Here is a 24,476-nt window from a genome sequence, read left to right as displayed (position 1 = left end):
TCCTGCCCGGCCCTTGCGCTTCCCTGCCCCGATCAGCCTATATGGCTGGGAAGAAAAGGGCCCGCGGCATGATCAAGAACTCCACCAGCGAAATCGAAGACCTGATTGCCCTGATGGCCAAGCTGCCGGGGCTGGGGCCGCGCTCGGCCCGGCGCGCGGTGCTGCATCTGATCCGCAAGCGGGCACTGCTGCTGACCCCCCTGGCCGACGTGATGAGCGAGGTGGCGGCAACGGCGCGCGAATGCCTCAACTGCGGCAATGCCGGCACCAGCGAGATCTGCCCGATCTGCACCGACGAACGGCGCGCCAACGGCGAGCTGTGCGTGGTCGAGGATGTCGCCGACCTCTGGGCGATGGAGCGCGCGGGCGTGTTCAAGGGCCGCTACCATGTGCTGGGCGGCACCCTGTCGGCGCTGGATGCGGTGGGGCCGGAGGATCTGCGCATTCCCCGGCTGGTGGACCGGGTCGCCACCGAAGGCGTCAGCGAGGTGATCCTGGCCTTGAACGCCACCATCGACGGCCAGACCACCGCCCATTACATCGCCGACCAGCTGCAGGGGCAGGTGAAACTGACCTCGCTGGCGCAAGGGGTGCCGATCGGCGGCGAGCTGGATTACCTGGACGACGGCACCATCTCCGCGGCTCTCAGCGCGCGTAAGGAAATCTGACGGCGCGGGAGCGTCCTGCGCGCAGCACCACGGCACTGCGGATCAGCCCACCCTTTAACGGAACAGCGCCTTGTACAGCTTTTCCTTGGTGAAGGGCTTGTCCAGCACCTGCACATCCGCAAGGTCCGGAAACCCGGCCGCTGCTGCGCTGATTGCAAAACCGCTCATCATCACAGCCATCAAGCCGGGCTGCGCCGCCCGCAGGCCCGCCAGCGTTTCCCAGCCGCCGCGCCCCGGCATGCTCATGTCGATCACCGCACCGTCAAACGGCCCCTTCGCGTCCAGCAGGGCCAGCGCCGCGTCATACCCGTCTGCCTGCGCCACCTCGCAGCCGCGCAGCTGCAGCAGCCCCGCCACCGCGCGGCGCACGGTGTCCTCGTCATCCACCACCAGAATCCGCCGCACCGCGGCAGCACGCCCTGCCGCAGCCGGCGGCACCGCCGCCGCTGCCGCCGCACAAGCCGGGAAATAGCAGCGGATGACACTGCCCGCGCCTTCGCGGCTCTCCACCGACAGCCCGCCCTGATGGCGGCCGATGATGCCCAGCGCCACTGCCATGCCCAGGCCGCGGCCGCCGGGCTTGGTGGTATAGAACGGGTCAAAGATCCGGGTGAGCATGTCCGGCCCCATGCCGCCGCCGGTGTCGCTAACCTCCAGCAGCAGGCAGTCGCCCGCCGCCATCCTGCGCCCCTTCAGCAGCCGCCGCCGCTCAGCGGCGTCCAGGCAGGTGCGCCGGGTTTTTACCGTGATGGTGCCCGCGCCTGGGCCGATGGCCTCCGCGGCGTTCAGCACCAGGTTCAGCAGCAGCTCGCGCACCTCCTCCGGGTCCAGATGCGCCGCCTGCACGCCTTCGGCCAGATCCAGCACCACCGCCTTGCCCTTCCGGCACGCCAGGGGCACCAGCTCCATCGCCTCATGCACGATAGCGTTGAGATCACAGGGCGCAGGCACCGGACCGCTGGCGCCCCTGACAAAGCCTGTCAGCTGCCGCACCAGCCCGGCTGAGGCCCGCAGGCCCTGCTCCACCGCCTGCAGATGCTGCTCCGCCGGATGCGCGGCCTCCAGATTCGCCATCGCCAGCTCAGCCCTGCCCTGCATCCAGGCCAGCAGATTGTTGTACTCATGCGCGATGGCCCCCGCCAGCCGCCCCAGGCTCTCGGCCTTGTGCCGGACCAGCTGTGCCGCCGCCGCCTGCTGGCGCCGCTGCCGGGCGGCGCTGCGGCGCAGCTCCTGGCCGCAGCGGGCGGCAATCAGCGCCGTCAGATCCGGCTCCAGCGCCTCCGCCCCGATGCCGCGGTCATGCAGCAGCCCAAGCCATCCCGTCACCGCGCCGTCCGCATCCCGCAGCAGATAGCCAAAACAGAATTGCAGGGAACGAGCCCGGTTCTGCGGCTGTTGCGGCAGCGCCTGCCGCAGACCCTCGGGCAGCTGAACGGCCTCCCAGCCATTCGGCAGCCGCGCTCCGGCGGCATCATAGCGCACAGCCCGGCCTTCAGCCGCATCCGCCAGCCGCCCGCCGATGCAGCACGCCGCCACCCGGCCTCGGTCCGGCCTGCCCGCGGTGCATTCAGCAACAAAAGCCCCGCGCACCCGGAGCGCGCCCTGCAACACCTGTGCAATCTGCCGCACGGCCGCCCGCGGACAGCTGCTGCCCGGCCCCGCCGCCAGCGCCGCCAGGGCTGCCAGCCGCCGCAGGCCCGCAATCTCCGCGCCCAGCCGCGGTGCAAACTGCTGCATCACCGCCACCGCCTGCTGCGCCAAACCGTCGCCGATGTTTTCGCGCCAGGCTGCCTGCACCAGGCCGCAGGCCGCGCCGTCCGGATCCTTCAGGGCCACCCCCGCATAGCTGCGCAGGCCTTCCTCGATGAACATCCCGCCGTCGGGATACAGCTCCGGCACCCGGCCAGGATGCACCTGCGGCGCAGCGCTCAGCACCACGTCGCGGCACGGCGCCCCGCGCATGTCATATTCGAAATCCCCCAGCGGCAGCCCGTCGAAACTGCTGGCCAGCACCCTGATGCGCCGGCTCTCCCGGACCCTCAGCTCGCCGACGGTCACCAGATCCGCGCCCGTTCCCCGGGCCAGCTGCCCCGCAAATTCCTGGCAGAAATCCAGCCCGTGCAGGCCTGCCAGCGCCCCCAGATTCAAACCGCAGCTGTCCCCCAGCTGCGGTACCCCCGATGCGTCCATATCCCGTACTCCTGCCATCCCCGTGCAGGCTGGCGTCCTGCACCGGCCCGCTGGCAACACTCGTTAACATTCGTCCCTGACACAGTGGGAAACCGCCCTTTTTGGCGAGGGCGCCCCCAGACTTCACTGACCGCAGGCAACCTGGAACACGATTGCCCCGCAACATCATGCTGCGCAAATCGGCAGCGCATAGTCAACATCTTGTAACTTAGAGACTCGATTCTAACAGAAAAAGCCGCAAATCCGGAGCACCGGATCTGCGGCTTTTTAATGATTTTCCCGAACCGGGGCGCGGAGCCCCCGCAGGATCAGAGACGGGAGTCTTCGTCCTCATCCTCGTCGTCGCCGCCTGAGGGCAGGTTGAAGAAGCTGTCGGCGTCGCGGATATCCTCTTCCTTCTTCTCGTCCTCATCGGAGGAGCCGCCGCCCAGGGTGAAGGTCTCCAGCCCTTCGATGGCGCTCGGAATCTTCGGCTCCGCGTCCATTTCCAGCGACTGCTCGGTGGACACCAGCTTGCGGCGCTCGTCGTCGCTCATAACGCCGCCTTCGGCTGCTTTCTTGGCCGCCGCCTTCTGCACCGCGGCGTCCAGCTCGGACTGCTTGCACAGGCCCAGCGCCACCGGGTCGATCGGCTGCATGTTGGCGATGTTCCAGTGGGTGCGCTCGCGGATCGACTGGATGGTCGGTTTGGTGGTGCCCACCAGCTTGGCAATCTGACCGTCGCTGAGTTCCGGGTGGAACTTGACCAGCCACAGGATCGAGTTCGGGCGGTCCTGGCGCTTGGACAGCGGGGTGTAGCGCGGGCCGCGGCGCTTTTCCTCGCCGGCCGCCGCCGGGTTGAACTTGAGGTTCAGCTTGTGCAGCGGGTTGCCTTGCGCCTTGTCGATCTCGTCCTGGGTCAGCTGGTTGTTAGCCACCGGGTCAAACCCCTTGACGCCCACCGCCACTTCGCCGTCGGCGATGCCCTGGATCTCCAGCTCGTGCATGCCCACGAAATCGGCGATCTGCTTGAAGCTGATCGTGGTATTGTCCACCAGCCACACGGCGGTTGCCTTGGCCATCAACGGTTTTGCCATGTGCTCATCTCCTTAAAACACCTTGATCCCCGGATACATCTCTCCCGCCGCCTGAAAGGGCGTCCCCGGCTGGCGGGGCAGGTTTCCGTTGTCGGGGAACTTCTGCCCTATATAGTCAGCTTGATTTCATAAGGAAAGAGGCCAATGCGCAAGTTATTGCTGGGTTTGGCGGCTGTTTTGACCGGTTTTGCCGCCCTTGCGGCGGCGGAGGGCGAGCCGGCGGGAGAGTTCGACTATTACGTGCTGGCGCTCAGCTGGTCGCCGAACTGGTGCGCGCAGGAGGGCGACGCCAAAGGCGCGGACCAATGCGATGCCCGCCACGATCACGGATGGACCCTGCACGGGCTCTGGCCGCAGTACCACCGCGGCTGGCCCAGCTATTGCCGCACGGCTGAGGCGCCGCCGAGCCGCGCCATGAGCCGGGAGATGGCGGACATCATGGGCAGCGCGGGCCTGGCCTGGCATCAGTGGAAGAAACACGGCACCTGCTCGGGCCTCAGCGCGCGGGACTATTACGGCGCGATGCGCGCGGCTTATGCCGCTGTCACCCGCCCCGCCGTGTTCCGCAAGCTGGACAAACCCGTCAGCCTGCCCGCATCGGTGGTTGAAGATGCGTTTCTGAAAGAGAACCCCTCCCTGTCGCGCGACAGCCTGACCATCACCTGCCGGGACGGCGCCATCCAGGAGGCCCGCATCTGCCTGTCCAAAACGCTCTCCCCCGTCCCCTGCGGACGCGATGCGATCAAGGACTGCACTCTAAAAAACGCCCGCTTCGCGCCGGTACGCTGACCCTGCGTGCAGGCCAGGCAGGGGCGCTGCCCCTCTTGGCCTTTCGGCCAATTCACCCCGGAGTATTTCGGCGAAAGATGAAGCTGGCGCCGCAGTGCTGCAGGGCGAGCGGCCTGAGCCGCCGCCGTTTCATCTTTCCGCAAATACTCCCGCCGGAGGCCGGCGCCGCAAGGCGCCCTTCTTCTCGCGCCGCAGTAAAGGCGCTGTGAAGCGGACTTTGCCGCGTTTCGTGCTACAATAAACCCACGTGCCGCGCCCGGCCCTGCCTGAACGGCACTTCCGTTTTGGTCAGCGAGGAGGAGGAAGCGCATGGCAAAGACAATCGGTAACCCGCTCAGCTGGCTTCTGCAGGGTGCAGAAACCACCGGGCACCATATCAGTGAAACGGTTGGCGAAATGGGCAGCGACGGTGTCCGGGAGCTGCCGCAGGCGCGCGACCTGAGCATGGATGACATCATCCATTCTTTGGCCGCGGGTCTGGAGGACTTTGCCGCCTGCCGCAGCGACGCGATGTTCCTGGTGCTGTTTTATCCGCTCATCGGCATCGCGCTGATCGTGATGAGCCTGTCGATGAACTTGCTGCCGCTGATCGTGCCCATGATCATGGGCTTTGCGATCCTCGGGCCGGTCGCAGCGATCGGCCTCTATGAAATGTCCAAGCGCCGCGAAGAAGGTTTGGAGCCGCGCTGGGTGGATGCCTTCAGCGTCATCCGTTCACCGGCCTTTGGCGCCATTCTGGTGCTCGGGCTGTATCTGGCGGCGCTGTTCGTCATCTGGCTGGTGGCGGCGGACATGATCTACAGCCGCACCCTGGGGCCGGAGCCGCCGGCCTCGATCGCAAGCTTCGCCACCGACGTGCTGACTACCCGCGCAGGCTGGATCATGGCCATCGCAGGCGGAGCTGTGGGCGCAGTGTTTGCCTTTGCCGCACTGGCGATGAGCATCGTGTCCTTCCCGCTGCTGCTGGACCGCCACGTGGGCCTGCCGGTGGCGGTGGCCACTTCGATCAGGGTGATGCGCAAGAACCCCGTGGTCTGCATGACCTGGGGCGCGCTTGTCGGATCCGCGCTGGTAATCGGCGCGATCCCGTTCCTGGCCGGGCTGATCATCGTGGTGCCGGTGCTGGGCCATGCCACCTGGCACCTGTACCGGCGCGCCGTGCAGTAACTGCCGCGCAGACTAAAAGGGCCGGCAGATCTGCCGGCCCTTTCGCGTGCCCCCAGGGCATCACCCGGCTTTCAGAACGATCTTGCCGATATGGCCGGAGCTTTCCATCCGGGCGTGCGCCGCGGCCGCGTCCTCCAGCGCAAATTCGCTGTCCATCACCGGCGCAACCTTGCCCGCCTCAATGAGCGGCCAGACCGCCTCGCGCAGATCCTGCGCAATCCGCGCCTTGGCCAGGTCGCTTTGCGGCCTGAGCGTCGAGCCGGTCAGCGTCAGCCGTTTCACCATCATGAGGGCAAAGTTCAGTTCCACCTTCGGCCCCTGCAAGAAGGCAATCTGCACCAGCCGCCCGCCCTCGGCCATGGCCTTGACGTTGCGCGGAATGTAATCGCCGCCGACCATGTCCAGCACCAGATCGGCACCGCCCGCGCTTTGCATCACCTGGACGAAATCCTCATCGCGGTAGTTGATCGCGCGCTCTGCGCCCAGGTCCAGGCAGGCCTGGCACTTTTCATCCGAACCGGCCGTGGCAAACACCCGCGCCCCGAACTCCCGCGCCAGCTGGATCGCGGTGGTGCCGATCCCGGAAGAGCCGCCATGCACCAGGAACCGCTCGCCCGCCTTCAGGCCGCCGCGGGTGAAGACATTGGACCAGACGGTAAAGAAGGTCTCCGGCAGGCAGGCCGCCTGTTTCAGGTCCAGCCCTTCCGGGACGGCCAGGCAATGCGCCGCAGGCGTCGCCACATATTCCGCATATCCGCCGCCGGGCAGCAGCGCACAGACCTGATCGCCTTCGCTGATACCGCCAACGCCCGCGCCCACGGCCACCACCTCGCCCGAGGCTTCCAGCCCCGGCAGGTCGCTGGCGCCCTTGGGCGGATCGTAAGCGCCCGCGCGCTGCAGCGCGTCGGGGCGGTTCACCCCGGCATAGGCCACCTTGATCACCACCTCGCCATGCCCCGCCCGCGGCACCGGGCGTTCACACAGCTGCAGCACCTCCGGCCCGCCGGGCTTGCTGATCTCCACCGCGCGCATCATCTCTGTCATCGGAAACATCCTCCTGATCCTTGCCCCTTGCCTAGCACCCGCCCGGGTATGCGCAAACAGCAAAGGCGCCGCAGCCGGCGCGCTTTGCGGACAGGTCCGTCCGGCCAGTCAACCTGTGTCCGGCTCAGCGCCGCGGGTTCAGCGACCCCGGGAGATCATCGCGGTCTTTCGGCGGCTTGATCTGCTCCGCCAGCCAGTTCGGCCCCACCAGGAACGGCTTCAGCAGCGGGTTCTTCTGCAGCCCGGCCTTCAGCTTCTCGAAATCCATCACATTGTCGATGCGCCGGTCCAGGAAATCCCAGGTTGCCTGGTGGTTCAGGCTGTCGTCGCCCAGCCAGTAGAGCACCGTGGCGGAATAGACCCCTGCCAGCGAGGCGCGCTTGGTGTACCAGTTCAGATCGTCCGAGCCGTCGCCCAGCGCCTCCCAGATCAGGTCGCAGGTGTTCCAGATCGCCTTGACCCCGTCGCCGGCATACTGCGGCAGCGTCAGCAGCGTGGTGCCGCGGCGCACCGCCTCCTTGTCGTCAACCGCCTCCAGCCGGAAGCGCACCGCCGCCGCCACCTTGTCACGGAACCGCAGGCCGGACAGATCCTCGGCCGCCAGCCGTTCCAGCATCCGCGAATCGCCGCGCGCGTGATAGGCCAGCGCCAGCTCCACTCCGCCGCGCGGGCAGACCGCATGGGCCAGCACCTCCGGCACATCCGCGTCCTGGCAGGCGGCGCGGAACGTCACCTCCGTCCAGCCGTCAAACGGCACATGCAACAGTGCCGCATCCAGCAGTTTTTCCCTGATATCGCCCTGCGCGTGATCCTGGTCTTCGGTCATCTCACCCTCCAGATGGCAGTGTTCTGACACCCTACTAGACAAAATAAGCGCGCTTTGCTATACGGCCACTTCCTGCAAATCCTTGCAACTCAACTTAGAAAGGTGGTGAAAACCACATGCAGGTTAGTGTTCGCGACAACAACGTCGATCAGGCGCTTCGTGCCCTGAAGAAAAAGCTGCAGCGTGAAGGCGTCTTCCGCGAAATGAAGCTCAAGCAACATTTCGAGAAGCCGTCCGAGAAAAAAGCGCGCGAGAAAGCTGAAGCGATCCGCCGTGCCCGTAAACTGGCACGCAAGAAAGCCCAGCGCGAAGGTCTGCTGTAAGCATACCTTGCTCTCCAGCTTTGGACAGCACTACGGCGGTCCCCGGACCTGCCGGAACATAAGATCAGACGACCCCCGCGGCCCCGCCCGGGGGTTTGTCATTTGTACCGGCTGCACGCACGGCCCGCGCAATTTGCAGCACACGCAAAAATCGTGAGATATTTCAGATTACATCTTTAGGGTGTATTTCTTCTTTCCGTTCTGCTATACAGGGACTGCGGCCGGGCAAGTCTGATGCGTTTCCCTAACTTTGCTCCCGCCGCCCGGGACTGGAACACCCGGAACTCTGAAACCCGGGGCAGGCTGCGTCCCCCCCCTTAATACCGGCGCCCGTCTTGGTCCCTGCAAACAAGGCACGCCTCTCCGGGTTTCCATAGATGCCGGGCGCCGCCAGCTTCCCCCGCCGGCGCCCGGCCTTCCTGTTCCCTCCGCTGGAAAATCCCCCTCTGCTCGACCGCCCGGCAGCCAGAGGCCGAATCCCCTGCCGCACCCCGCCCCTCCCCGGCCCCGTCCGGCGGCGGGATGGCGCCTGCGGCGGATGCGGACCGCTCGCCAGTGCTTCACGCGCAGGTTTCCGCGTATCGCGCCCCGCGCTTCGGGCAGAGCTTTGCCGCAAACCCGCCTCTGCCCCCTGCCGCCCTTTCAGCCCTCTTGTTTTCCGTTAACCGGTTGGCGCACCGCCGCACAGCCGGCACACTCACGGAGCAGTACACGATGTCACAGGCAAGCGAACTCGAGCGCCAGATGCTCGACCTGATCAACGCTGAGCGCACTTCGCGCGGGCTCAATCCAGTGCAGCTGGAGCTGCGCCTCAACGATTCGTCGGAAGATCACAGCGATTGGATGCTGCAGCAGGACGTGTTCTCCCACACCGGCGCTGGCGGCTCCAGCGCGGGCGACCGGATGAAGGACGCAGGCTTTGTCTTTTCCGGCAGCTGGACCTGGGCCGAAAACATCGCCTGGCAAAGCGAGCGCGGCGCCGCCGGTCTCGCCGATGACGTTGTCGACCTGCACAATTCGCTGATGAACAGCCCCGGCCACCGCGCCAACATCCTGAATGGCAATGTCGAGGTGATCGGCATCGGCATCGAACAGGGCAGCTTCAACGGCTGGGACGCCGTCATGGTCACCCAGAACTTCGCCAAGACCAGCGCGCCGCTGCAGCTCGACAGCGGCAATTCCGGCGGCGGGTCCGGCGGCAGCACCGGCACCGGCGCCACCGCCGGCGATGACATCCTGACCCTCAGCAGCGCGGGCAGCCTGGACGGTCTGGGCGGCAATGACACCCTGACCGGCAGCGGCGGCAGCGACAGCCTCAGCGGCAATGGCGGCCGCGACAAGCTGCTTGGCCGGGCCGGCAGCGATGGCCTGGATGGCGGTGCCGGCAACGACGTTCTGCGCGGCGGCGGCGGCGCGGACGATCTGAACGGCGGCGGCGGCAGGGACAAGCTGATTGGCGGCAGCGGCTCCGACACCCTGGACGGCGGTTCGGGCAATGACCGGCTGGCCGGCAAAAGCGGCGCTGACATCTTTGTCTTCAGCAGCGGCAACGACACCGTCACCGATTTCAACCCGAATGCCAGCGGCGAGCGCATCGACCTGGGCGCGGCGGATGGCATCACCAGCTACTCCGACCTGATGAACAGCCACACCAGCCAGACCGCAAACGGCCTGCTGATCACCGATATTGACGGCGACAGCATGCTGTTGGCAGGCATCACCTCCCAAGACCTCAGCGCAGGCGACTTCCTGTTCTGATCCCCACCGGGCAAACCGCGAAAGGGCGCGCTGCGGCGCGCCCTTTTTTCATGTGCGGGCTGCGGCGCCCGGGGCTTCAAGCCTCAATAAATTTTCGGCACGTACAGCTCATCCGGCAGCACCTGGCGCTCGTAATCCGGATTGTACTTGCGGTCCGGCAGCACCACCTTCTCGCCCGGCACCTCCTCATAAGGAATCTTGGTCAGCAAGTGCTCGATGCAGTTCAGCCGCTCGCGCTTCTTGTCGTTGCCCTCGACGATATACCAGGGCGCCTCGGGGATGTTGGTGCGTTTGAACATCTCCTCCTTGGCCTTGGTGTACTGCTCCCAGCGGATCCGGCTCTCCAGATCCATCGGCGACAGCTTCCACTGTTTCATCGGGTCGTGAATGCGCATCATGAACCGCAGCTGCTGCTCCTCGTCGGTGATCGAGAACCAGTATTTCAGCAGGATGACGCCCGACCGCACCAGCATCCTCTCGAATTCCGGAACGTCCTGAAAGAACTGCTCGACCTGGTCGTCGCTGGCAAAGCCCATCACCCGCTCGACGCCCGCGCGGTTGTACCAGGAGCGGTCGAACAGCACGATCTCGCCGCCCGCAGGCAGATGCGGCACGTAGCGCTGGAAATACCATTGGCTCTGCTCGCGGCGGTTCGGGGCCGGCAGCGCCACCACCCGCGCCACCCGCGGGTCCAGCCGCTGGGTGATCCGCTTGATCACCCCGCCCTTGCCGGCCGCATCGCGGCCCTCGAACAGAATGCAGACCTTGGCGCCGGTGTGCTGCACCCAGTCCTGCACCTTGATCAGCTCCGCCTGCAGCCGCAGGAGGTTGCGGAAATAGACCTGCCGGTCGAGCATCTCCGGGTGCTGCTCACGATAAATCTTGCGGATCTCCTGGCTCAGCATCGGCTCGGAGAACTCGATCTCGATATCCTCGTCCAGCGTGTCCTGCAGCTCCGCTTCCAGCCAATCCAGGGATGCGGTTTCAAATTCGCGGGTCACGGGCAGGGTTCCTTCCTTGTCAGGTGGTGCAAACGCCGCCTTTTACCGGCAGCATGTGAATGTTTGATGTCATCCCGCCGGAACAGCCGCGGAATACCTGGCTGCGCGCAACGGAAAACCATCTGCCGTTTGCGCCTCCGGACCGGAGACCGCGGGTTGGCAGCTTCCTTTAAGGCAACCGGAAATCCCGCCGGGATTCAAGCCAAAAGCCCGGACCCGCCCGCGCAACCGGCTGGCGCATCAACTGCCCCCTCTGGCGCGGAGGGCACTCAGGGGGTGCACAGAGGGTGTACAGAAGGTGCACGCAAATCACCCCCGCCAGCGCCTCAGACCGGCAGTGCCGTGGTCTTGAACACGGTGCGCAGCGCAAAGCTCGACTGCATCTGCGCCACCCCCGGCAGCCGCGCCAGATGCTGGCGGTGGATGCGGGCGAAATCCTCGGTGTTTTCCGCCACCACCTTCAGGATGTAATCCGCCGTCCCCGCCATCAGATGGCACTCCAGCACATCCGGGATTCTGGACACCGCCTTTTCAAACGCGTCCAGCACTTCATCCGCCTGGCCGGACAGGGTGATCTCGACAAACACCGTCGACGGCACATTCATCTTGCGCGCGTCCAGCAGCGCGACATAATCGCGGATATACCCCTCCGCCTCCAGCCGCTGCACCCGCCGGTGGCAGGCCGAAGCAGACAGGTTCACCCGCTCCGACAGGTCCGCGTTGGAGATGCGTCCCTGCTTTTGAAGTACCGAGAGTATGCGACGATCTGTTTCGTCCAGCGGCATTATGCGAAGATCCTTGCTGTGTTCGACCATATTACGCGAAGAATCTTCGAAAGGCATGTTTTTAATCCGCCCAAAAAAGCAGCACATTCCGGGCTGCCTGCGGCATTATGACCGCAGAGAGTTTTGAGGAGATACTCAGATGAAAATCGGCTGCCCCACTGAAATCAAACCGCAGGAATTCCGCGTCGGCATGACCCCGGACGCCGCCCGCGAGGCCGTCCTGCGCGGCCACGAGGTTGTGATCCAGCAAGGCGCCGGCCTGGGCGCAGGTTTCACCGACGAGGATTATGTCTCTGCCGGTGCCGCGATCCTGGACACCGCCGAGGAAATCTTTGCCACCGCCGACATGATCGTGAAGGTGAAGGAGCCGCAGGCGGTTGAGCGCAAGATGCTGCGCGAAAACCAGCTGCTGTTCACTTACCTGCACTTGGCACCCGATCCGGAGCAGACCAAGGACCTCCTGGAAAGCGGCTGTACTGCAATTGCCTACGAGACCGTCACCGACGACCGCGGCGGCCTGCCGCTGCTGGCGCCGATGTCGGAAGTGGCCGGCCGCCTGGCCCCGCAGGTTGGCGCTTATACCCTGCAAAAGGCCAACGGCGGCCGCGGCGTGCTGATGGGCGGCGTCCCCGGTGTGGCCCCGGCCAAGGTTGTGGTGATCGGCGGCGGCGTCGTCGGCACCCACGCAGCCAAGATTGCGGCCGGCATGGGCGCGGATGTCACCATCCTCGACCGCTCGCTGACCCGCCTGAAGTACCTGGACGACGTCTTCGGCCGCTCCTTCAAGAACCAGTACTCCACCGCCGGCGCCACTGCCGAGCTGGTCCGCGACGCCGATATGGTGATCGGTGCGGTTCTGGTTCCCGGTGCGGCTGCGCCGAAGCTGGTGTCCCGCGCACAGCTGTCCGAGATGAAGCCGGGCGCGGTTCTGGTGGACGTTGCCATCGACCAGGGCGGTTGCTTCGAGACCTCCAAGGCGACCACCCACGCCGACCCGATCTATGAGGTCGACGGCATCATGCACTACTGCGTGGCCAACATGCCGGGCGCCGTGGCGCGCACCTCGACCCAGGCCCTGGGCAATGCGACCCTGCCCTTCATGCTGAACCTGGCCAACAAGGGCTGGCGCCAGGCGTGCGAGGACGACCCGCATCTGCTGAACGGCCTGAACGTGCACGCAGGCCAGCTGACCTACTACGCGGTCGGCGAAGCCCTGGGTCTGGACGTGCTGTCGCCGAAACTGGCGCTGAAGCAGTAAGGCCTAGACCCGAAAGCACTGCGAAAATGGGAAAGCCCCGCCCAACCGGCGGGGCTTTTGCTTATCTGGACGTCCAGCGCGTCACCCGCAGGCAGCCGTGCACCCGGTCCAGCCGCTGTTCACCTATTGGAGACAATCGGTAAAATCTGTTCCCGGCTGAGCGGTTTTTAGCCCCCGCAAATTTTGTTAAAAATATGGCGAATTTGTGAAAATGCGGCATTTCTGAACAGCAACGGCCGGCGGGCAAGGCCGCTCAGCCATTTCCGGTCATGAGTGAAAGCACCCCTATGCCTGAGAGTTCAAAGATCTTTACCTATGTGGTGGAGGGCCTCTCCTACACCGTCACCGTCTACGAGGAGAACGGCGACTTCTTTGCCGATATCGCGGTCGATGAAGGCGCCATGGACGTGAACGCGGTCTACTTCGGCGATGACGACTTCTCCGGCTCCAGCGAATCCCTGGGCGGCCCGCTGAACATGAACGGCGCCAGACTGGACGGCGAAAAGGTGCAGTGGGACGAAGCCACCGAGCTGAGCAGACCCGGCCTTGGCCCGGAGGGGGAAACCAAGGAAACCTACTTGCAGGCCGGGGATACGATGACGGTTGCCCTGGACATCGAAGACTTGGATGAAATCGACGTTTTCGGCATCCGAGCCACCTCAACGACCACCGGCGCAGGTTCGATCAAGGCCGTCAGCAGCGACCCCGAGGAGCCGGAGGAGCCGGAAGATCCCGTCTATGGGAAGGTTTTCTTCGGGGAGGTGTTTTCCGAAACCGGCGAGCCGCTTGGGGGCACCTACATTCTGGACGAAGAACCCGATCCGAACCCCTACAGCGTGCCTGCGCTTCCCGAGGGAACCGAGCCCACCTTTGAAAGCTACCTGTCTTATTACCTGTCGGATGAGATGGGCGGCAATCTGGCCGCGGTGGAGGGCGTCGTCTTTTACGGCCCTGGCGAGGACGGCTCCCAAGGGGAGCTGTTCCGCATTGCAGCGCCGGAGGGCGGTTTCGCGGACGCCGATGCGCTGCTGGCGGCCTATGACGATGCGCTCAGCGGCACCGAAGAGCTTTCCGGCCAGGATCTGATAGCGGCGCTGAGCCTGGACGATTACGCCCTGCCAGAGCCGGAATCCGCTGAGGAAATGGACGCGGACGAGTTCGACCTGGCCTGATCAGCGCCCGGCCTGTTGCCTGACGTCACTTGTGTTTCCCGGCGGACAGGCCCCGCCGCACCAGAAAGGCCCCCCCTTCGTTGGCGGGGCCTTTTGATGTGCTGCGGAGTGCAGTCAGGCCCCGCAGAAACCACCCCCTCCACCGCCAGCCCTTGCACTGCGCTGGCAGCGCTTCACACCGCCCGCGTCAGTTGAGCCTTCACCGCCCGAACTTTCCCCGCTGCGCCCTATTGCCACAGCCCGGCTCTTCCTCGACAGTCCGGCGCAATGAATGACAGTGCGGAGGGACAGCGCAGATGGAACAGATGATGCAAGAGGCAGGCGCCTATTGGCCCCTGATGGTGAGCGGCGCCAAGGCGCTGGTGGTGCTGATCCTCGGCTGGATTGCCACCGGCTGGATCAGCAGCGTGGTGCGGCGGCGGATCAACAGCACGCCGCAGATCGACCCGACACTGGGCAATTTTGCCGCCAGCACAGTACGCTGGGTGCTGCTCCTGGTGGTGCTGGTTGCCGTCCTCAACATCTTCGGGATTGAGGCCACCAGCCTGGTCGCCATGCTGGGTGCAGCCACCCTGGCGATCGGTCTGGCGCTGCAGGGAACGCTCAGCGATCTGGCCGCGGGGGTCATGCTGATCCTGTTCCGCCCCTACAAGATCGGCCAGTTTGTCGACATCGGCGGCACCTCGGGCACCGTGAAGGATCTGAACCTCTTCGTGACCGAGCTGGCGACGCCGGACAACGTGCAGATCATTATGCCCAACGGCAAGGCCTGGGGCGCGATCATCACCAACTTCTCGCATCACCCTACCCGCCGCGCCGATCTGGTGTTCGGCATCGACTACGGCGACAGCGCCGAGGCGGCCAAGGCGATCATCCTGGAGCAGGCGAACGCCGACGCCCGGGTGCTGCAGGATCCCGCACCCTGGGTCCGGGTCACCAATCTGGGCGACAGCTCCGTCGATCTGACCGCACGGCTCTGGTGCAAGGCCGAGGATTACTGGGAGCTGAAATTTGCCCTGATGCAGGGCGTGAAAGAGGCGTTTGACGCCAAGGGCATCTCGATCCCCTACCCGCACACAGTGGAAGTCAAAAAGGAAGGCTGAGGCTCTCCCGCCCGTCTTCGGCCCCTGCGGGCCTCATCCCGTTGGGCCCGGCGCCCCGCCTGCGGCGGGGCGTTCTGCGTTGCGGCAGCGGCCGGCTCAGCGCGCCCGGGCGGCGGTGGCGGCACTCGCGGCGGCCTGGCGCGCCCGCGCCGCACGGCCCCGCTCCAGCCGCCTGTCCTGCGGCTGTTCGGGCGGCCAGCCGCAGACAACCGTTCTGCCGTCCAGATCGGTAAAGGCCCATTGCGCAGCCAGCAGCTGATAGCTTTTGACCTCCCATCCGGAGGCATCGGGTTCAAACCGCAGCCGCCAGGTGCCGCGCACCTGGACCGGCAGCCGCAGCTGCTGAATCCGGACCATCGCGTCATGCCCGGTCATCGCCGCGCGCACCCCCTGCGCCCGCAGTTTCTTCATCCGCTCCACCAGCGCTGCCGCTTCACGCATCCGGCGGCCGGCAAATACCACTTCAATCTCAGTCCCCGGCCGGACGATCCCCGTCACCACCAGATCGCGGCGGTTGTTGCGGCTGAACACCGGCACCAGCTCCACCGGAACGTCGCGCACCTCGCGTTTGAACAGGCCCGCATCCTCAATCTGCGGGGTGATTTGCGAGGGTGGTCTGCGGCGGTTCGTCATGGAATTTCCCGGCATCGCCCGGTTAAGCGAGCGGCTGCCCTGTCAACTGTCTGGTGTCGTTTCCATCACCCTAGGCCACCGCGCTTAACGAAGCGTTGAATGACCGCAAAAAGGGAAAACCGCCGTAAAAAACCAGCGGCGCCCGAGCGGGCGAGCCACCGCCGCGCCCAACGCTGCATGGCGCTTCCTTCGAAGCGCCTTCAGGGGCGGGAGACCCCCGCCTCAGACGCGCGCGACCGGCCGTTTCATGACCAGCGCCGGGGCGTCCTTGTACACCGCTTCGCCTGCAGGGGTGTATCCCAGCTTGCGCGCCACCCGCTGGGACGCCGCGTGAGAGGGATCAAGGATACAGGCGGTCTCCGCCCAATCCGTGGCCTCCGCAGCCCACTGATGCATCCGGCGCACCGCTTCGGTTGCCAGCCCCTGGCCCTGCATCTGCGGCGCCAGCACCCAGCCCGCTTCGGGGATGCCGTCCAGCGGCGGCTCCATCGCGCGCCGGAAATCGGCAAACCCCGCCTCGCCGATGAACTTGCCGCTGCCGCGCAGGGTCACCGCCCAATAGCCATAGCCCAGCGCCTGCCAATGGCCGATATAGCGCAGCAGCCGGGTCCAGCTTTCCTGCAGGGTCGAGGGCTGGCCGGAAATGAACCGCACCACCTCCGGCTCCGCCCAGAGCGCCGCGACGGCAGCAAAATCCTGCACCCGATGCGGGCGCAGGACCAGCCGCTCCGTCTCCAGAACCGGACAGCTCATCCAGGCAGGGTGCCGGTCAGCACATAGCGCAGGATTTCGACCACCTGGCGCGGCTCCTCTGCCACCGCCAGCGCCGCCGCGTGGACTTCCTTCAGCGCGTGCTGATGCTCTGGCGGACTCAGCACAATCACGGATTTGCCCAGGGCAGCGGCATAGCCCGCGTCAAAGGCCGCATTCCACTGCTTGTATTTGTCGCCGAACCGCACCACGACCACATCGGCGTCCGAGATCCCCTTGCGGGTGCGGATCGCATTCACCATCGCGCCCTTGTGGTCGTGCCAGTACTTGTTCCCCTCAGCCCCGAGGATGGCCACGCCGCAATCGTCGCTGGCATCATGATCGGTAACCGGCGCGCTGAAGCTCACCTCCAGCCCTTGTGCTTCGTCGATGATCTGCTCCCGCCAATCGGTGTGAATCTCGCCCGAAAGATATACCTTCAATGCCACGTCTTGTCCTTTCCTGCGCCAGCCTGCGGGGCCGCAGCCAAGGCAGCCGTGACCTCATCATCACTGGTCTGTGCAAAATCCCTGTAATGCGCGCCGACCGCCCAGAATTCCCTGGGGCTCAGCAGGCAGACCACAGTATCCACCAGCGGGCGCAGTTCGTCCACCGCTTCCGGCGGCGCCACCGGCACCGCCAGGATCACCTCTGCAGGCTTGCGCTCCTTGAGCCAGAAATGCGCCGCCATGAAGGTCGCGCCGGTGGCGATGCCGTCATCCACCACGATAACGGTGCGGCCCTCCAGATCCACAGGGTCGCGCCCCTGCAAATAGCTGGCGCGGCGGGCGGCATTCTCCTTGCGCGCCTCGGCAACCTGAGAGGCAAAGTCCTCCGGCTTCATGCCCATGGCCTGCAGCAGGGCGTCGTTGAAAATGGGTTTGCTGCCCTCCGCCAGCGCGCCGGCCGCCAGCTCCGGGTTGGCGGGCATGCCGATCTTGCGGATCAGGATCAGGTCCAGGGGTGCGTTCAGTTTCTGCGCAATGGGCAGCGCCACGGGGACCCCGCCCCGCGGCAGCGCCAGCACCACGGGGTCTTGCATCTCCAGTTCAGCCAGTCTCTCGGCCAGCTGAAGCCCGGCAGTGATCCGGTCCTCAAACATCCGGGACGCCTCCACCCCGTAACCTAGCGCGCCGGCGCAAAAGGCAACGCCTCAGCGGCGCCGCGCCACCAGGTAGCGCCCGGGCGTGTCCGCCGGGTAGTTGCCGGTCTCGATGATCTCAAAGCCTGCGCGCTGCACTGCGGCCTCCAGCGTGCGGATATCCAGGAAATCCACATGGCCGGGCGCCTTGCCCGCCAGCCGCATCAGCGGAATCGCAATGCTGTACATCCAGTACTTCCAGGACCCCCGCGCCTCGCCCAGGCAGGGTGTCTTGGATATGAACAGTCCGCCCGCGGGCAGTTTGGCCGCGATCGAGGCCAGCGCCGCCTCCAGATCCGGCAGCAGATGCAGCAGGTTGAAGGCCATCACCGCATCAAACGGCCCCTCCGGCGCGTCCAGCACGCCGCAGCAGCGGAATTCGACATTGGAAGCTGCCGCATTCCAAGCCCGCTCCTGCCCCACCTTCAGCATCCCCTCCGACAGGTCGGTGGCAGTGATCTCGGCCGCGCTGGCGGCCAGCGCAATCGCAGTGGAGCCGGTGCCGCAGCCCAGCTCCAGCACCCTGTCGCTGTCTTTCAGATAAGACCGGGTCCGCTCCAGCGTGTAGCGGTAGGCATCGAGGTCCCGGATCGGGGCATTGGCGTATTTCGGGGCGATTCTGTCCCAAAAGCGGGCGTCGGCTGTCATGGCGGCTCTCCTTGCTGACCCTTAGCCTATCCATGCAAGGACCACAGAGAAATTGCCGAAATCCGCAAGGTTGTTATACATATTTGCATGGAAAACCCAGACTGGAACCATATTCGCGCGTTTCTGGCCACTGCCGAGACGGGATCGCTGTCCGCAGCCGCGCGCCAGCTTGGCCTCACCCAGCCGACACTCTCGCGCCAGGTCGCGGCGCTGGAGGCGGAACTGGGCGTGCTGCTGTTTGAACGCCTCGGCCGTGCCCTGGCGCTGACCAAAGCCGGGCACGAGCTGCTGTCCCACAGCCGCAAGATGGGCGAGGCCGCGAACGGTCTGACCCTGGCCGCCTCCGGCCAGGCCCAGTCCATCGAGGGCACGGTGCGGATCACCGCCTCGGATGTGATGTCGGCACATGTGCTGCCGCCGGTGCTGCACCAGCTGCGCCAGCGGGCGCCGAAGCTTACCATCGACGTGGTGGCCGCCAACGATATCCGTGACCTGATGCGGCGCGAGGCGGACATTGCCATCCGCCATGTCCGTCCCGAACAGCCCGAGCTGATCGCCCGCCTGGTGCAGGAGGCCACCGGGCATTTCTATGCTGCCAAAAGCTATCTGAACCGGCGCGGCCGGCCAGCGTCCTTCGCGGAGCTGGGGACCCATGATTTCGTTGGATTCGGCGATACGGAGCGGATGATTGGTTATCTGGACCCGATGGGTATCCCGGTCACGGCGGAGAACTTCCGCATCGGTTCCAACAGCGGCCTGGTGGCCTGGGAGCTGGTCCGGCAGGGGTTCGGCATCACCCCGATGTCGGACGAGGTCGCCGCCGCCGCGCCGGAGGTGGAGCGGCTGCTGCCCGGCAGCGATGCCATCACCTTCCCGGTCTGGCTGACCACCCACCGCGAGCTGCATACCAGCCGCCGCATCCGGCTGGTGTTCGACCTGCTGGCGGAGTTCTTTGCCGCCAGGTGAAACGGAAAAGGCAGCGCCCCAACGGGTGCGCTGCCCAAAAGTTTTCCCAAAACTTTTGCCAAGACTTTTCAAAAAGTCTTGGGCCCGCCGTCACCCCCGCAGGGTGCCGCCGGTGGCCTTGGTGACCTTGGCGATGATCTTTTCGCTCACCGCCTCGATATCCTTTTCTTTCAGCGTCTTATCGCTGGGCTGCAGCCGCACCGTGATCGCCAGCGACTTCTTGCCCTCGCCCAGGGAGCCGCCGATGAACTCGTCAAAGACGCGCACATCCTCGATCAGCGCCTTATCGGCACCGGCAGCGGCATTGACCAGCGTCAGCGCCTCGACATCCGCATCGACCACAAAGGCGAAGTCCCGCTCCACCGCCTGCAGGTCGCTGATCGCCAGCGCCGGGCGGGTGGCGCCGGATTTGCGCGGCAGCGGCACCTCATCCGGGAAGATGGTAAAGGCCACGGCCGCACCCTTGATCCCCATCTCTTTCAGCACCTTCGGATGCAGCTCGCCAAAGACGCCGAGGGTCTTCTTCGGACCCAGGCAGATGCGGCCATGGCGGCCCGGGTGCCACCAGGCAGCACCGTCTCGCAGGATCTGCACCTTGGCCGGAGCGCCGATGGCCGCCAGAACCGCCTCAGCATCCGCCTTGGCATCATAAAGGTCCACCGCGCGCGAAGCACCATGCACGTCTTTGGGTCCGGTGCGCCCGACCAGCAGGCCCGCGATCTGGTTGACCTGCTCGCCCGGCTCGCCGCCGGTAAAGGCAGGCCCTGCCTCAAACAGCGCCAGATCCATGAACCCGCGCGCCTGATTGCGGGCCGCAGCCTGCAAGAGGCCCGCCAGCAGGTCCGGACGCATGTGCGACATCTCGGAAGAGATCGGATTGGCCAGCATGGCGGCATCATCGCCGCCGCCGAACAGCGCCGCCGAGGCCTTGTCGATGAAGCTGTAGCTGACGATCTCGTTGTAGCCGAGGCTGGCGCAAGTGCGGCGCGCCATCTGCTGGCGGCGCTGCTGCGGCGTCATCACCGGCTTCGGAATCCCGTCGGTCAGCCGCGGCAGGGGCTTGCCCTGAAGCTTGGTCAGCGAGGCAATCCGCGCGACTTCTTCCACCAGGTCGGCCTCGCCCTGCACATCAGGCCGCCAGCTGGGCACATGCGCCATGTTGCCCTCCAGGCGGAAGCCGAGGCGGGTCAGGGTCTGGCGCTGGTCGCTTTCCGGGATCTCCATCCCCACCAGTGACTGCACCCGGCCGCTGTCCAGCTTGTAGGCGCGCGAATGATCCGGCACGTCGCCGGCAATCACCATCTCCGACGGCTCGCCGCCGCAGATATCCAGGATCATCTGGGTCGCCCGGTGCAGGCCCTCGATGGTGTATTCCGGATCCACACCGCGCTCGAACCGGTAGCGTGCGTCGGAGTTGATCTTGAGCGCCCGGCCCGCCATCGCGATCTGCACATGATCCCAGAACGCGCTCTCCAGGAACACATCCACGGTTTCCTCGGTACAGCCGGTCGCGGCGCCGCCCATGATACCGCCGATGCTCTCCACGCCGTTTTCGTCGGAGATCACCATATGGCCCGCGCCCAGGGTGTATTCCTTCTCATCCAGCGCCACCAGCGTCTCGCCGCCCTGGGCGCGGTGCACCCGCAGGCTGCCGGACACTTTGGCCGCATCGAACACATGCAGCGGGCGGTTCTGGTCGAAGGTGAAGAAGTTGGTCACGTCCACCAGCGCCGAGATCGGGCGCAGGCCGATCGCTGTCAGCCGGTCCTGCAGCCACTGCGGGCTGGGACCGTTCTTGACGCCCTTGATCACCCGGCCCGCAAACAGCGGGCAGCCGTCCAGGGTGTCTTCGTCGATGGTGACCTTTATGGGGCTGTCGAAATCGCCCGGGATCGCCTCGAACGCGCGGGTCTTCAGGGTGCCGAGACCGCGCGCCGCCAGATCGCGGGCGATGCCATAGACGCCCAGCGCATCGGGACGGTTCGGGGTGATCGCAATCTCGATCACCGGATCAACCTTGGCCGGATCGTTCTCCGCCAGCCAGTCCACGAACTTGTCGCCGACCGCGCCCGAGGGCAGTTCGATGATGCCGTCATGCTCCTCCGACAGCTCCAGCTCGCGCTCGGAGGCCATCATGCCAAAGCTCTCGATGCCGCGGATCTTGCCGATGCCGATGGTGATATCCAGGCCCGGAACATACATGCCCGGCTTGCAGACCACCACGGTGATGCCTTCCCGCGCATTCGGCGCGCCGCAGATGATCTGCAGCTCGCCCTCGTCGGTGTCCACCTTGCACACCCGCAGCTTGTCGGCATCCGGGTGCTTCTCGGCGTGCTTCACATAGCCGAGGGTAAAATCCTTCAGCGCATCGGCCGGATTGACGACCCCTTCGACCTCAAGGCCCAGATCGGTCAGGGCGTCGGTGATCTCCTCCACCGAGGCGTCGGTGTCGAGGTGGTCTTTCAGCCAGGAAAGCGTGAATTTCATCGGTCGGGGACCCCTTGGCAGACATGCGTGTTTGACCTCAGGCAATGGCAAAGAATACGCCAAGGTTCAAGGGTTCAGCGCTGGGGGAATCAAGGATGGCGCTCAGTGAGGTGGAAAAGCCCGTACCGGGGGAGCGTGGAGCCGCGCCATCGCCTGACCGCGGGGAGGCGAACGACGGTGGTGTCTGGCAGTTTATGCCGGCCCAGTCCGTAGAACTTCAAGCTGATGTGCCTGCGTCACCAAATCGCCTGCCCGTGCGGGCGGTCAGGCGATGGCGCGGCGGCCTCTCGGCCTTGGTTCCGCGCTGGGGGGGGGCGGGTCGGGCGCGATGCGGGGCTGCGCCCTGAGTTTTAAAAATTGGCTCTCGCCTCTAAAAGGTGATGCCCAGCTTTTCTGACGCTTCTTGCTTTAGATATGCAAAAGCCAAATCACGCATCATTCCCAATGTCATGCCGCCAACTTTTGCCGCCCCATCCTTTGTCTTTTGCCAAACCGTATCGCTTCTGATGGCTTCAATATAGTCGTGCCCCATGTTTGTAAGCCTGAAGCCGGTTTCAGAAACTTGCGTAACCAGCCCAGCGTCTGACAGCAAAGACACATGATGGTTCCTCTCGATTTGCTCCTGCGGCATGCTGAGAAACTTCCGAAAATGCAGCACCCCAGATTGATCCGCCTCAAACTCAAATAGCATCTCTCGCAACAAGTCATCATTGCGCTTCATAAGTAACTCCTAAATGCAAAAGGCCCGCCAAAAGAGGCGAGCCTAGCTACTTAGTTTGCAACCTCAAGCAATTTCACCTGCTCAAACCGCCATGCAGCGCCGGCATGTCCAGGCTCTGGAAGCCGTAGTGGCGCAGCCAGCGCAGGTCGCTGTCGAAGAAGGCGCGCAGGTCCGGGATGCCGTATTTCAGCATCGCCAGACGGTCGATGCCAATGCCGAAGGCAAAGCCCTGGTAGATCTCCGGGTCGATGCCGCCGGCCGCGATCACCTTCGGATGCACCATGCCGGAGCCGAGGATCTCCATCCAGTCGTCGCCCTCGCCGATCTTCAGCGCACCGCCCTCCCAGGAGCAGCGGATGTCCACCTCTGCCGACGGCTCGGTGAAGGGGAAGTGCGAGGCGCGGAAGCGCAGCTCGACGCCGTCCACCTCGAAGAAGGATTTGACGAATTCCTCCAGCACCCACTTGAGGTTCGCCATCGAGATGTCCTTGTCCAGCGCCAGACCTTCGACCTGGTGGAACATCGGCGTGTGGGTCTGGTCATAGTCGGCGCGGTAGACGCCGCCCGGGCAGATGATGCGCAGCGGTGCGCCCATCTTTTCCATCGAGCGGATCTGCACCGGGCTGGTATGGGTGCGCAGCACATGCGGCGGGCGGTTGTCGCCTTCGGCGCGGTGCATGTAAAACGTGTCCATTTCGGCGCGCGCCGGGTGGTGTCCGGGGATATTCAGCGCATCGAAATTATACCAGTCGGTGTCGATCCGCGGCCCTTCGGCGACCGAGAAGCCGAGTTCGGCGAAGATCGCGGTGATCTCTTCCTGCACCTGACTGATCGGATGCAGGCTGCCTTGGCGGGAGGGGCGCGACGGCAGTGTCACGTCCAGCCATTCGGTGCGCAGGCGCTCGTCCAGCGCGGCATCTTCCAGCCCGGCTTTCTTGGCCGCCAGGGCGGAGTTGATCTCATCCTTCAGCGCGTTCAGCGCCGGGCCGGCCGTCTGGCGCTCCTCCGGGGTCATCTTGCCCAGCTCGCGCATCTTCAGCGCCACTTCGCCCTTCTTGCCGACGGCGGCAAGACGGATCGCCTCCAGCGCCGCCTCGTCGGCGGCCTCTGCAATCTGACCCAGGTATTTGGCTTTAAGATCGTCCATCACGGCCCCTCGAATTCTGCTTGTGTCCTGCTACCACAAGAGCGGCTGAAAGCAAGAGGGCGGCGGCGGAAGGCGCGCGGCTGTGTCGCCGCCCTGCGCCGGGCCGGTTCCCGGCCTGAATTGATGCCCGTTTTGTGATACACTCCGCGCACATCTTATCAGCTGCACCGGAGGACACAGCCATGGCACATGCGGATTGGTACATCGAAGGCCGCAGCTTCGGGAACTGCAACTGCAACTACGGCTGCCCCTGCCAGTTCGAGGATCTGCCCACCCACGGGCATTGCACCGGGTTTGAGGTGATCCATATCGATAAGGGCCATTTCGAGGAAACGGACCTCGCAGGCACCCGCGCCGCCCTGCTCTACGCCTGGCCCGGGCCGATCTTCGAAGGCAAGGGCGCTTTGCAGGCGATCATCGACGACCGCGCCACAGATGCTCAGCGCGCGGCGCTTGAGACCGTGCTTCTGGGCGGTGAAACGGAGGAGGAAGCCACCCACTGGTGGGTGTTCCGCGCCATGTGCGACACCGTGCATGAGACGCTCATCAAGCGGATCGACTACGAGGCCGACATCGATAACCGCACCGCCACGGTGGAGATCAAGGGGCTGCTCAGCGCCTCAGGCCGCCCGATCCAGGCCCCGCATGGCGGCGGCGAGCACCGGGTCCGCATCGACATCCCCGGCGGCATCGAGTTCACCCTGGCCGAAATCGGCAGCGCCTCCAGCAAATCCACCGCGGCGATCAAGCTGGATCTGGACGACACCTATGGCCAATGGGCCATCATCCGCCACGGCCCGCACGGGATCGCAGCCTAGGCGCC

Annotated in this window: 24 protein-coding genes; 10 read left to right on the top strand and 14 right to left on the bottom strand. The window is 65.3% G+C overall.

Annotation, left to right across the window (positions count from 1 at the left end; genetic code table 11):
* Window positions 1-68: 68 nt before the first annotated feature.
* On the top strand, window positions 69-668 hold the full coding sequence (recR, locus tag PHA8399_RS04920) for a recombination mediator RecR (protein ID WP_058285067.1): 600 nt from the start codon (window positions 69-71) through the stop codon (window positions 666-668).
* 54 nt (window positions 669-722) lie between these two features.
* Here recR and PHA8399_RS04915 read toward each other — a convergent pair whose 3' ends face one another.
* Entirely contained in the window at window positions 723-2,858 is a 2,136-nt protein-coding gene (locus PHA8399_RS04915) for an ATP-binding response regulator (RefSeq protein ID WP_058285066.1), read from the bottom strand.
* A 308-nt stretch (window positions 2,859-3,166) separates the two neighbouring features.
* Entirely contained in the window at window positions 3,167-3,934 is a 768-nt protein-coding gene (locus PHA8399_RS04910; RefSeq protein ID WP_058285065.1) for a DUF1013 domain-containing protein, read from the bottom strand.
* Window positions 3,935-4,078: 144 nt separating this feature from the next.
* Here PHA8399_RS04910 and PHA8399_RS04905 point away from each other — a divergent pair, with 144 nt between their 5' ends.
* Together PHA8399_RS04905 and PHA8399_RS04900 are read left to right on the top strand one after the other, a co-directional pair.
* On the top strand, window positions 4,079-4,723 hold the full coding sequence (locus PHA8399_RS04905) for a ribonuclease T2 family protein (RefSeq protein WP_058285064.1): 645 nt from the start codon (window positions 4,079-4,081) through the stop codon (window positions 4,721-4,723).
* Between the two features lie 309 nt (window positions 4,724-5,032).
* Window positions 5,033-5,890, top strand: a complete 858-nt coding sequence (locus PHA8399_RS04900) for a DUF2189 domain-containing protein (protein WP_058285063.1) — start codon at window positions 5,033-5,035, stop codon at window positions 5,888-5,890.
* A 60-nt stretch (window positions 5,891-5,950) separates the two neighbouring features.
* Here the strand turns inward: PHA8399_RS04900 and PHA8399_RS04895 are convergent, their stop codons facing one another.
* Together PHA8399_RS04895 and PHA8399_RS04890 are read right to left on the bottom strand one after the other, a co-directional pair.
* Entirely contained in the window at window positions 5,951-6,934 is a 984-nt protein-coding gene (locus PHA8399_RS04895) for an NAD(P)H-quinone oxidoreductase (RefSeq protein WP_058285062.1), read from the bottom strand.
* A 124-nt stretch (window positions 6,935-7,058) separates the two neighbouring features.
* Entirely contained in the window at window positions 7,059-7,760 is a 702-nt protein-coding gene (locus PHA8399_RS04890) for a COQ9 family protein (RefSeq protein ID WP_058285061.1), read from the bottom strand.
* A 116-nt stretch (window positions 7,761-7,876) separates the two neighbouring features.
* Between PHA8399_RS04890 and rpsU the strand changes: the two genes are divergently transcribed.
* Both rpsU and PHA8399_RS04880 read left to right on the top strand, forming a co-directional pair.
* Window positions 7,877-8,083: a 30S ribosomal protein S21 gene (gene rpsU, locus PHA8399_RS04885; RefSeq protein WP_005614280.1), complete on the top strand. Its 207-nt coding sequence runs from the start codon at window positions 7,877-7,879 to the stop codon at window positions 8,081-8,083.
* A gap of 714 nt (window positions 8,084-8,797) precedes the next feature.
* On the top strand, window positions 8,798-9,841 hold the full coding sequence (locus tag PHA8399_RS04880) for a CAP domain-containing protein (RefSeq protein WP_058285060.1): 1,044 nt from the start codon (window positions 8,798-8,800) through the stop codon (window positions 9,839-9,841).
* Window positions 9,842-9,924: 83 nt separating this feature from the next.
* On the opposite strand, the gene ppk2 is transcribed toward PHA8399_RS04880, so the two are convergent.
* Both ppk2 and PHA8399_RS04870 read right to left on the bottom strand, forming a co-directional pair.
* On the bottom strand, window positions 9,925-10,842 hold the full coding sequence (gene ppk2, locus PHA8399_RS04875; RefSeq protein WP_058285059.1) for a polyphosphate kinase 2: 918 nt from the start codon (window positions 10,840-10,842) through the stop codon (window positions 9,925-9,927).
* 326 nt (window positions 10,843-11,168) lie between these two features.
* On the bottom strand, window positions 11,169-11,627 hold the full coding sequence (locus PHA8399_RS04870; RefSeq protein WP_058285058.1) for an Lrp/AsnC family transcriptional regulator: 459 nt from the start codon (window positions 11,625-11,627) through the stop codon (window positions 11,169-11,171).
* Window positions 11,628-11,766: 139 nt separating this feature from the next.
* On the opposite strand from PHA8399_RS04870, the gene ald reads away from it, so the two are divergent.
* From ald to PHA8399_RS04855, 3 genes are all read left to right on the top strand, one after another.
* A complete protein-coding gene (ald, locus tag PHA8399_RS04865; protein ID WP_058285057.1) occupies window positions 11,767-12,885 on the top strand; it encodes an alanine dehydrogenase in 1,119 nt (372 codons plus the stop codon).
* 287 nt (window positions 12,886-13,172) lie between these two features.
* Window positions 13,173-14,057 (top strand): hypothetical protein, encoded by an 885-nt coding sequence (locus PHA8399_RS04860; protein ID WP_058285056.1) that lies wholly within the window; start codon window positions 13,173-13,175, stop codon window positions 14,055-14,057.
* A 296-nt stretch (window positions 14,058-14,353) separates the two neighbouring features.
* Window positions 14,354-15,160 carry a mechanosensitive ion channel family protein gene (locus PHA8399_RS04855; protein WP_058285055.1) on the top strand — a complete coding sequence of 269 codons (807 nt, stop codon included), beginning with the start codon at window positions 14,354-14,356 and terminating at the stop codon, window positions 15,158-15,160.
* Between the two features lie 96 nt (window positions 15,161-15,256).
* Here the strand turns inward: PHA8399_RS04855 and PHA8399_RS04850 are convergent, their stop codons facing one another.
* The 5 genes from PHA8399_RS04850 to PHA8399_RS04830 form a co-directional block, all read right to left on the bottom strand.
* Window positions 15,257-15,793, bottom strand: coding sequence for a hypothetical protein (locus PHA8399_RS04850; RefSeq protein ID WP_058285054.1), 537 nt, complete (start codon window positions 15,791-15,793; stop codon window positions 15,257-15,259).
* A 222-nt stretch (window positions 15,794-16,015) separates the two neighbouring features.
* Window positions 16,016-16,546: a GNAT family N-acetyltransferase gene (locus PHA8399_RS04845; RefSeq protein ID WP_058285053.1), complete on the bottom strand. Its 531-nt coding sequence runs from the start codon at window positions 16,544-16,546 to the stop codon at window positions 16,016-16,018.
* Window positions 16,543-16,992, bottom strand: a complete 450-nt coding sequence (locus PHA8399_RS04840) for a YtoQ family protein (RefSeq protein ID WP_058285052.1) — start codon at window positions 16,990-16,992, stop codon at window positions 16,543-16,545. The genes PHA8399_RS04845 and PHA8399_RS04840 overlap by 4 nt, the downstream gene beginning before the upstream one ends.
* Window positions 16,983-17,645 (bottom strand): phosphoribosyltransferase, encoded by a 663-nt coding sequence (locus PHA8399_RS04835; RefSeq protein WP_058285051.1) that lies wholly within the window; start codon window positions 17,643-17,645, stop codon window positions 16,983-16,985. The genes PHA8399_RS04840 and PHA8399_RS04835 overlap by 10 nt, the downstream gene beginning before the upstream one ends.
* Before the next feature lie 51 nt (window positions 17,646-17,696).
* The gene (locus PHA8399_RS04830) at window positions 17,697-18,332 is read right to left on the bottom strand and encodes a class I SAM-dependent methyltransferase (RefSeq protein WP_058285050.1); all 636 of its coding nucleotides are present in this window, start codon (window positions 18,330-18,332) and stop codon (window positions 17,697-17,699) included.
* 87 nt (window positions 18,333-18,419) lie between these two features.
* Between PHA8399_RS04830 and PHA8399_RS04825 the strand changes: the two genes are divergently transcribed.
* Entirely contained in the window at window positions 18,420-19,298 is an 879-nt protein-coding gene (locus tag PHA8399_RS04825; RefSeq protein WP_058285049.1) for a LysR family transcriptional regulator, read from the top strand.
* 90 nt (window positions 19,299-19,388) lie between these two features.
* Here the strand turns inward: PHA8399_RS04825 and pheT are convergent, their stop codons facing one another.
* The 3 genes from pheT to pheS all read right to left on the bottom strand — a co-directional run bounded on the left by pheT (window position 19,389) and on the right by pheS (window position 23,653).
* A complete protein-coding gene (gene pheT, locus PHA8399_RS04820) occupies window positions 19,389-21,785 on the bottom strand; it encodes a phenylalanine--tRNA ligase subunit beta (RefSeq protein WP_058285048.1) in 2,397 nt (798 codons plus the stop codon).
* Between the two features lie 370 nt (window positions 21,786-22,155).
* Window positions 22,156-22,506, bottom strand: coding sequence for a DUF2513 domain-containing protein (locus PHA8399_RS04815; RefSeq protein WP_058285047.1), 351 nt, complete (start codon window positions 22,504-22,506; stop codon window positions 22,156-22,158).
* Between the two features lie 73 nt (window positions 22,507-22,579).
* On the bottom strand, window positions 22,580-23,653 hold the full coding sequence (gene pheS, locus PHA8399_RS04810; RefSeq protein WP_058285046.1) for a phenylalanine--tRNA ligase subunit alpha: 1,074 nt from the start codon (window positions 23,651-23,653) through the stop codon (window positions 22,580-22,582).
* Window positions 23,654-23,835: 182 nt separating this feature from the next.
* On the opposite strand from pheS, the gene PHA8399_RS04805 reads away from it, so the two are divergent.
* The gene (locus PHA8399_RS04805) at window positions 23,836-24,471 is read left to right on the top strand and encodes a DUF1326 domain-containing protein (RefSeq protein WP_058285045.1); all 636 of its coding nucleotides are present in this window, start codon (window positions 23,836-23,838) and stop codon (window positions 24,469-24,471) included.
* Window positions 24,472-24,476 lie beyond the last annotated feature (5 nt).

The sequence above is a fragment of the Leisingera aquaemixtae genome (assembly GCF_001458395.1).
Classification (GTDB): domain Bacteria; phylum Pseudomonadota; class Alphaproteobacteria; order Rhodobacterales; family Rhodobacteraceae; genus Leisingera; species Leisingera aquaemixtae.
The sequence above is the reverse complement of the archived record's forward strand: the minus strand, read 5'-3'. Positions and strand labels throughout refer to the sequence as shown.

What these genes read in the sequence shown, in the direction of transcription:
- PHA8399_RS04835 (WP_058285051.1), bottom strand. Translation starts at nt 17,645, where the DNA reads ATGTTTGAGGACCGGATCACTGCCGGGCTTCAGCTGGCCGAGAGACTG.
- PHA8399_RS04905 (WP_058285064.1), top strand. Translation starts at nt 4,079, where the DNA reads ATGCGCAAGTTATTGCTGGGTTTGGCGGCTGTTTTGACCGGTTTTGCC.
- PHA8399_RS04830 (WP_058285050.1), bottom strand. Translation starts at nt 18,332, where the DNA reads ATGACAGCCGACGCCCGCTTTTGGGACAGAATCGCCCCGAAATACGCC.
- PHA8399_RS04910 (WP_058285065.1), bottom strand. Translation starts at nt 3,934, where the DNA reads ATGGCAAAACCGTTGATGGCCAAGGCAACCGCCGTGTGGCTGGTGGAC.
- recR (WP_058285067.1), top strand. Translation starts at nt 69, where the DNA reads ATGATCAAGAACTCCACCAGCGAAATCGAAGACCTGATTGCCCTGATG.
- pheS (WP_058285046.1), bottom strand. Translation starts at nt 23,653, where the DNA reads ATGGACGATCTTAAAGCCAAATACCTGGGTCAGATTGCAGAGGCCGCC.
- PHA8399_RS04915 (WP_058285066.1), bottom strand. Translation starts at nt 2,858, where the DNA reads ATGGACGCATCGGGGGTACCGCAGCTGGGGGACAGCTGCGGTTTGAAT.
- rpsU (WP_005614280.1), top strand. Translation starts at nt 7,877, where the DNA reads ATGCAGGTTAGTGTTCGCGACAACAACGTCGATCAGGCGCTTCGTGCC.
- PHA8399_RS04890 (WP_058285061.1), bottom strand. Translation starts at nt 7,760, where the DNA reads ATGACCGAAGACCAGGATCACGCGCAGGGCGATATCAGGGAAAAACTG.
- PHA8399_RS04850 (WP_058285054.1), bottom strand. Translation starts at nt 15,793, where the DNA reads ATGACGAACCGCCGCAGACCACCCTCGCAAATCACCCCGCAGATTGAG.
- PHA8399_RS04870 (WP_058285058.1), bottom strand. Translation starts at nt 11,627, where the DNA reads ATGCCGCTGGACGAAACAGATCGTCGCATACTCTCGGTACTTCAAAAG.
- PHA8399_RS04895 (WP_058285062.1), bottom strand. Translation starts at nt 6,934, where the DNA reads ATGACAGAGATGATGCGCGCGGTGGAGATCAGCAAGCCCGGCGGGCCG.
- PHA8399_RS04900 (WP_058285063.1), top strand. Translation starts at nt 5,033, where the DNA reads ATGGCAAAGACAATCGGTAACCCGCTCAGCTGGCTTCTGCAGGGTGCA.
- PHA8399_RS04845 (WP_058285053.1), bottom strand. Translation starts at nt 16,546, where the DNA reads ATGAGCTGTCCGGTTCTGGAGACGGAGCGGCTGGTCCTGCGCCCGCAT.
- PHA8399_RS04815 (WP_058285047.1), bottom strand. Translation starts at nt 22,506, where the DNA reads ATGAAGCGCAATGATGACTTGTTGCGAGAGATGCTATTTGAGTTTGAG.
- PHA8399_RS04825 (WP_058285049.1), top strand. Translation starts at nt 18,420, where the DNA reads ATGGAAAACCCAGACTGGAACCATATTCGCGCGTTTCTGGCCACTGCC.
- PHA8399_RS04880 (WP_058285060.1), top strand. Translation starts at nt 8,798, where the DNA reads ATGTCACAGGCAAGCGAACTCGAGCGCCAGATGCTCGACCTGATCAAC.
- PHA8399_RS04805 (WP_058285045.1), top strand. Translation starts at nt 23,836, where the DNA reads ATGGCACATGCGGATTGGTACATCGAAGGCCGCAGCTTCGGGAACTGC.
- PHA8399_RS04860 (WP_058285056.1), top strand. Translation starts at nt 13,173, where the DNA reads ATGCCTGAGAGTTCAAAGATCTTTACCTATGTGGTGGAGGGCCTCTCC.
- PHA8399_RS04855 (WP_058285055.1), top strand. Translation starts at nt 14,354, where the DNA reads ATGGAACAGATGATGCAAGAGGCAGGCGCCTATTGGCCCCTGATGGTG.
- pheT (WP_058285048.1), bottom strand. Translation starts at nt 21,785, where the DNA reads ATGAAATTCACGCTTTCCTGGCTGAAAGACCACCTCGACACCGACGCC.
- ald (WP_058285057.1), top strand. Translation starts at nt 11,767, where the DNA reads ATGAAAATCGGCTGCCCCACTGAAATCAAACCGCAGGAATTCCGCGTC.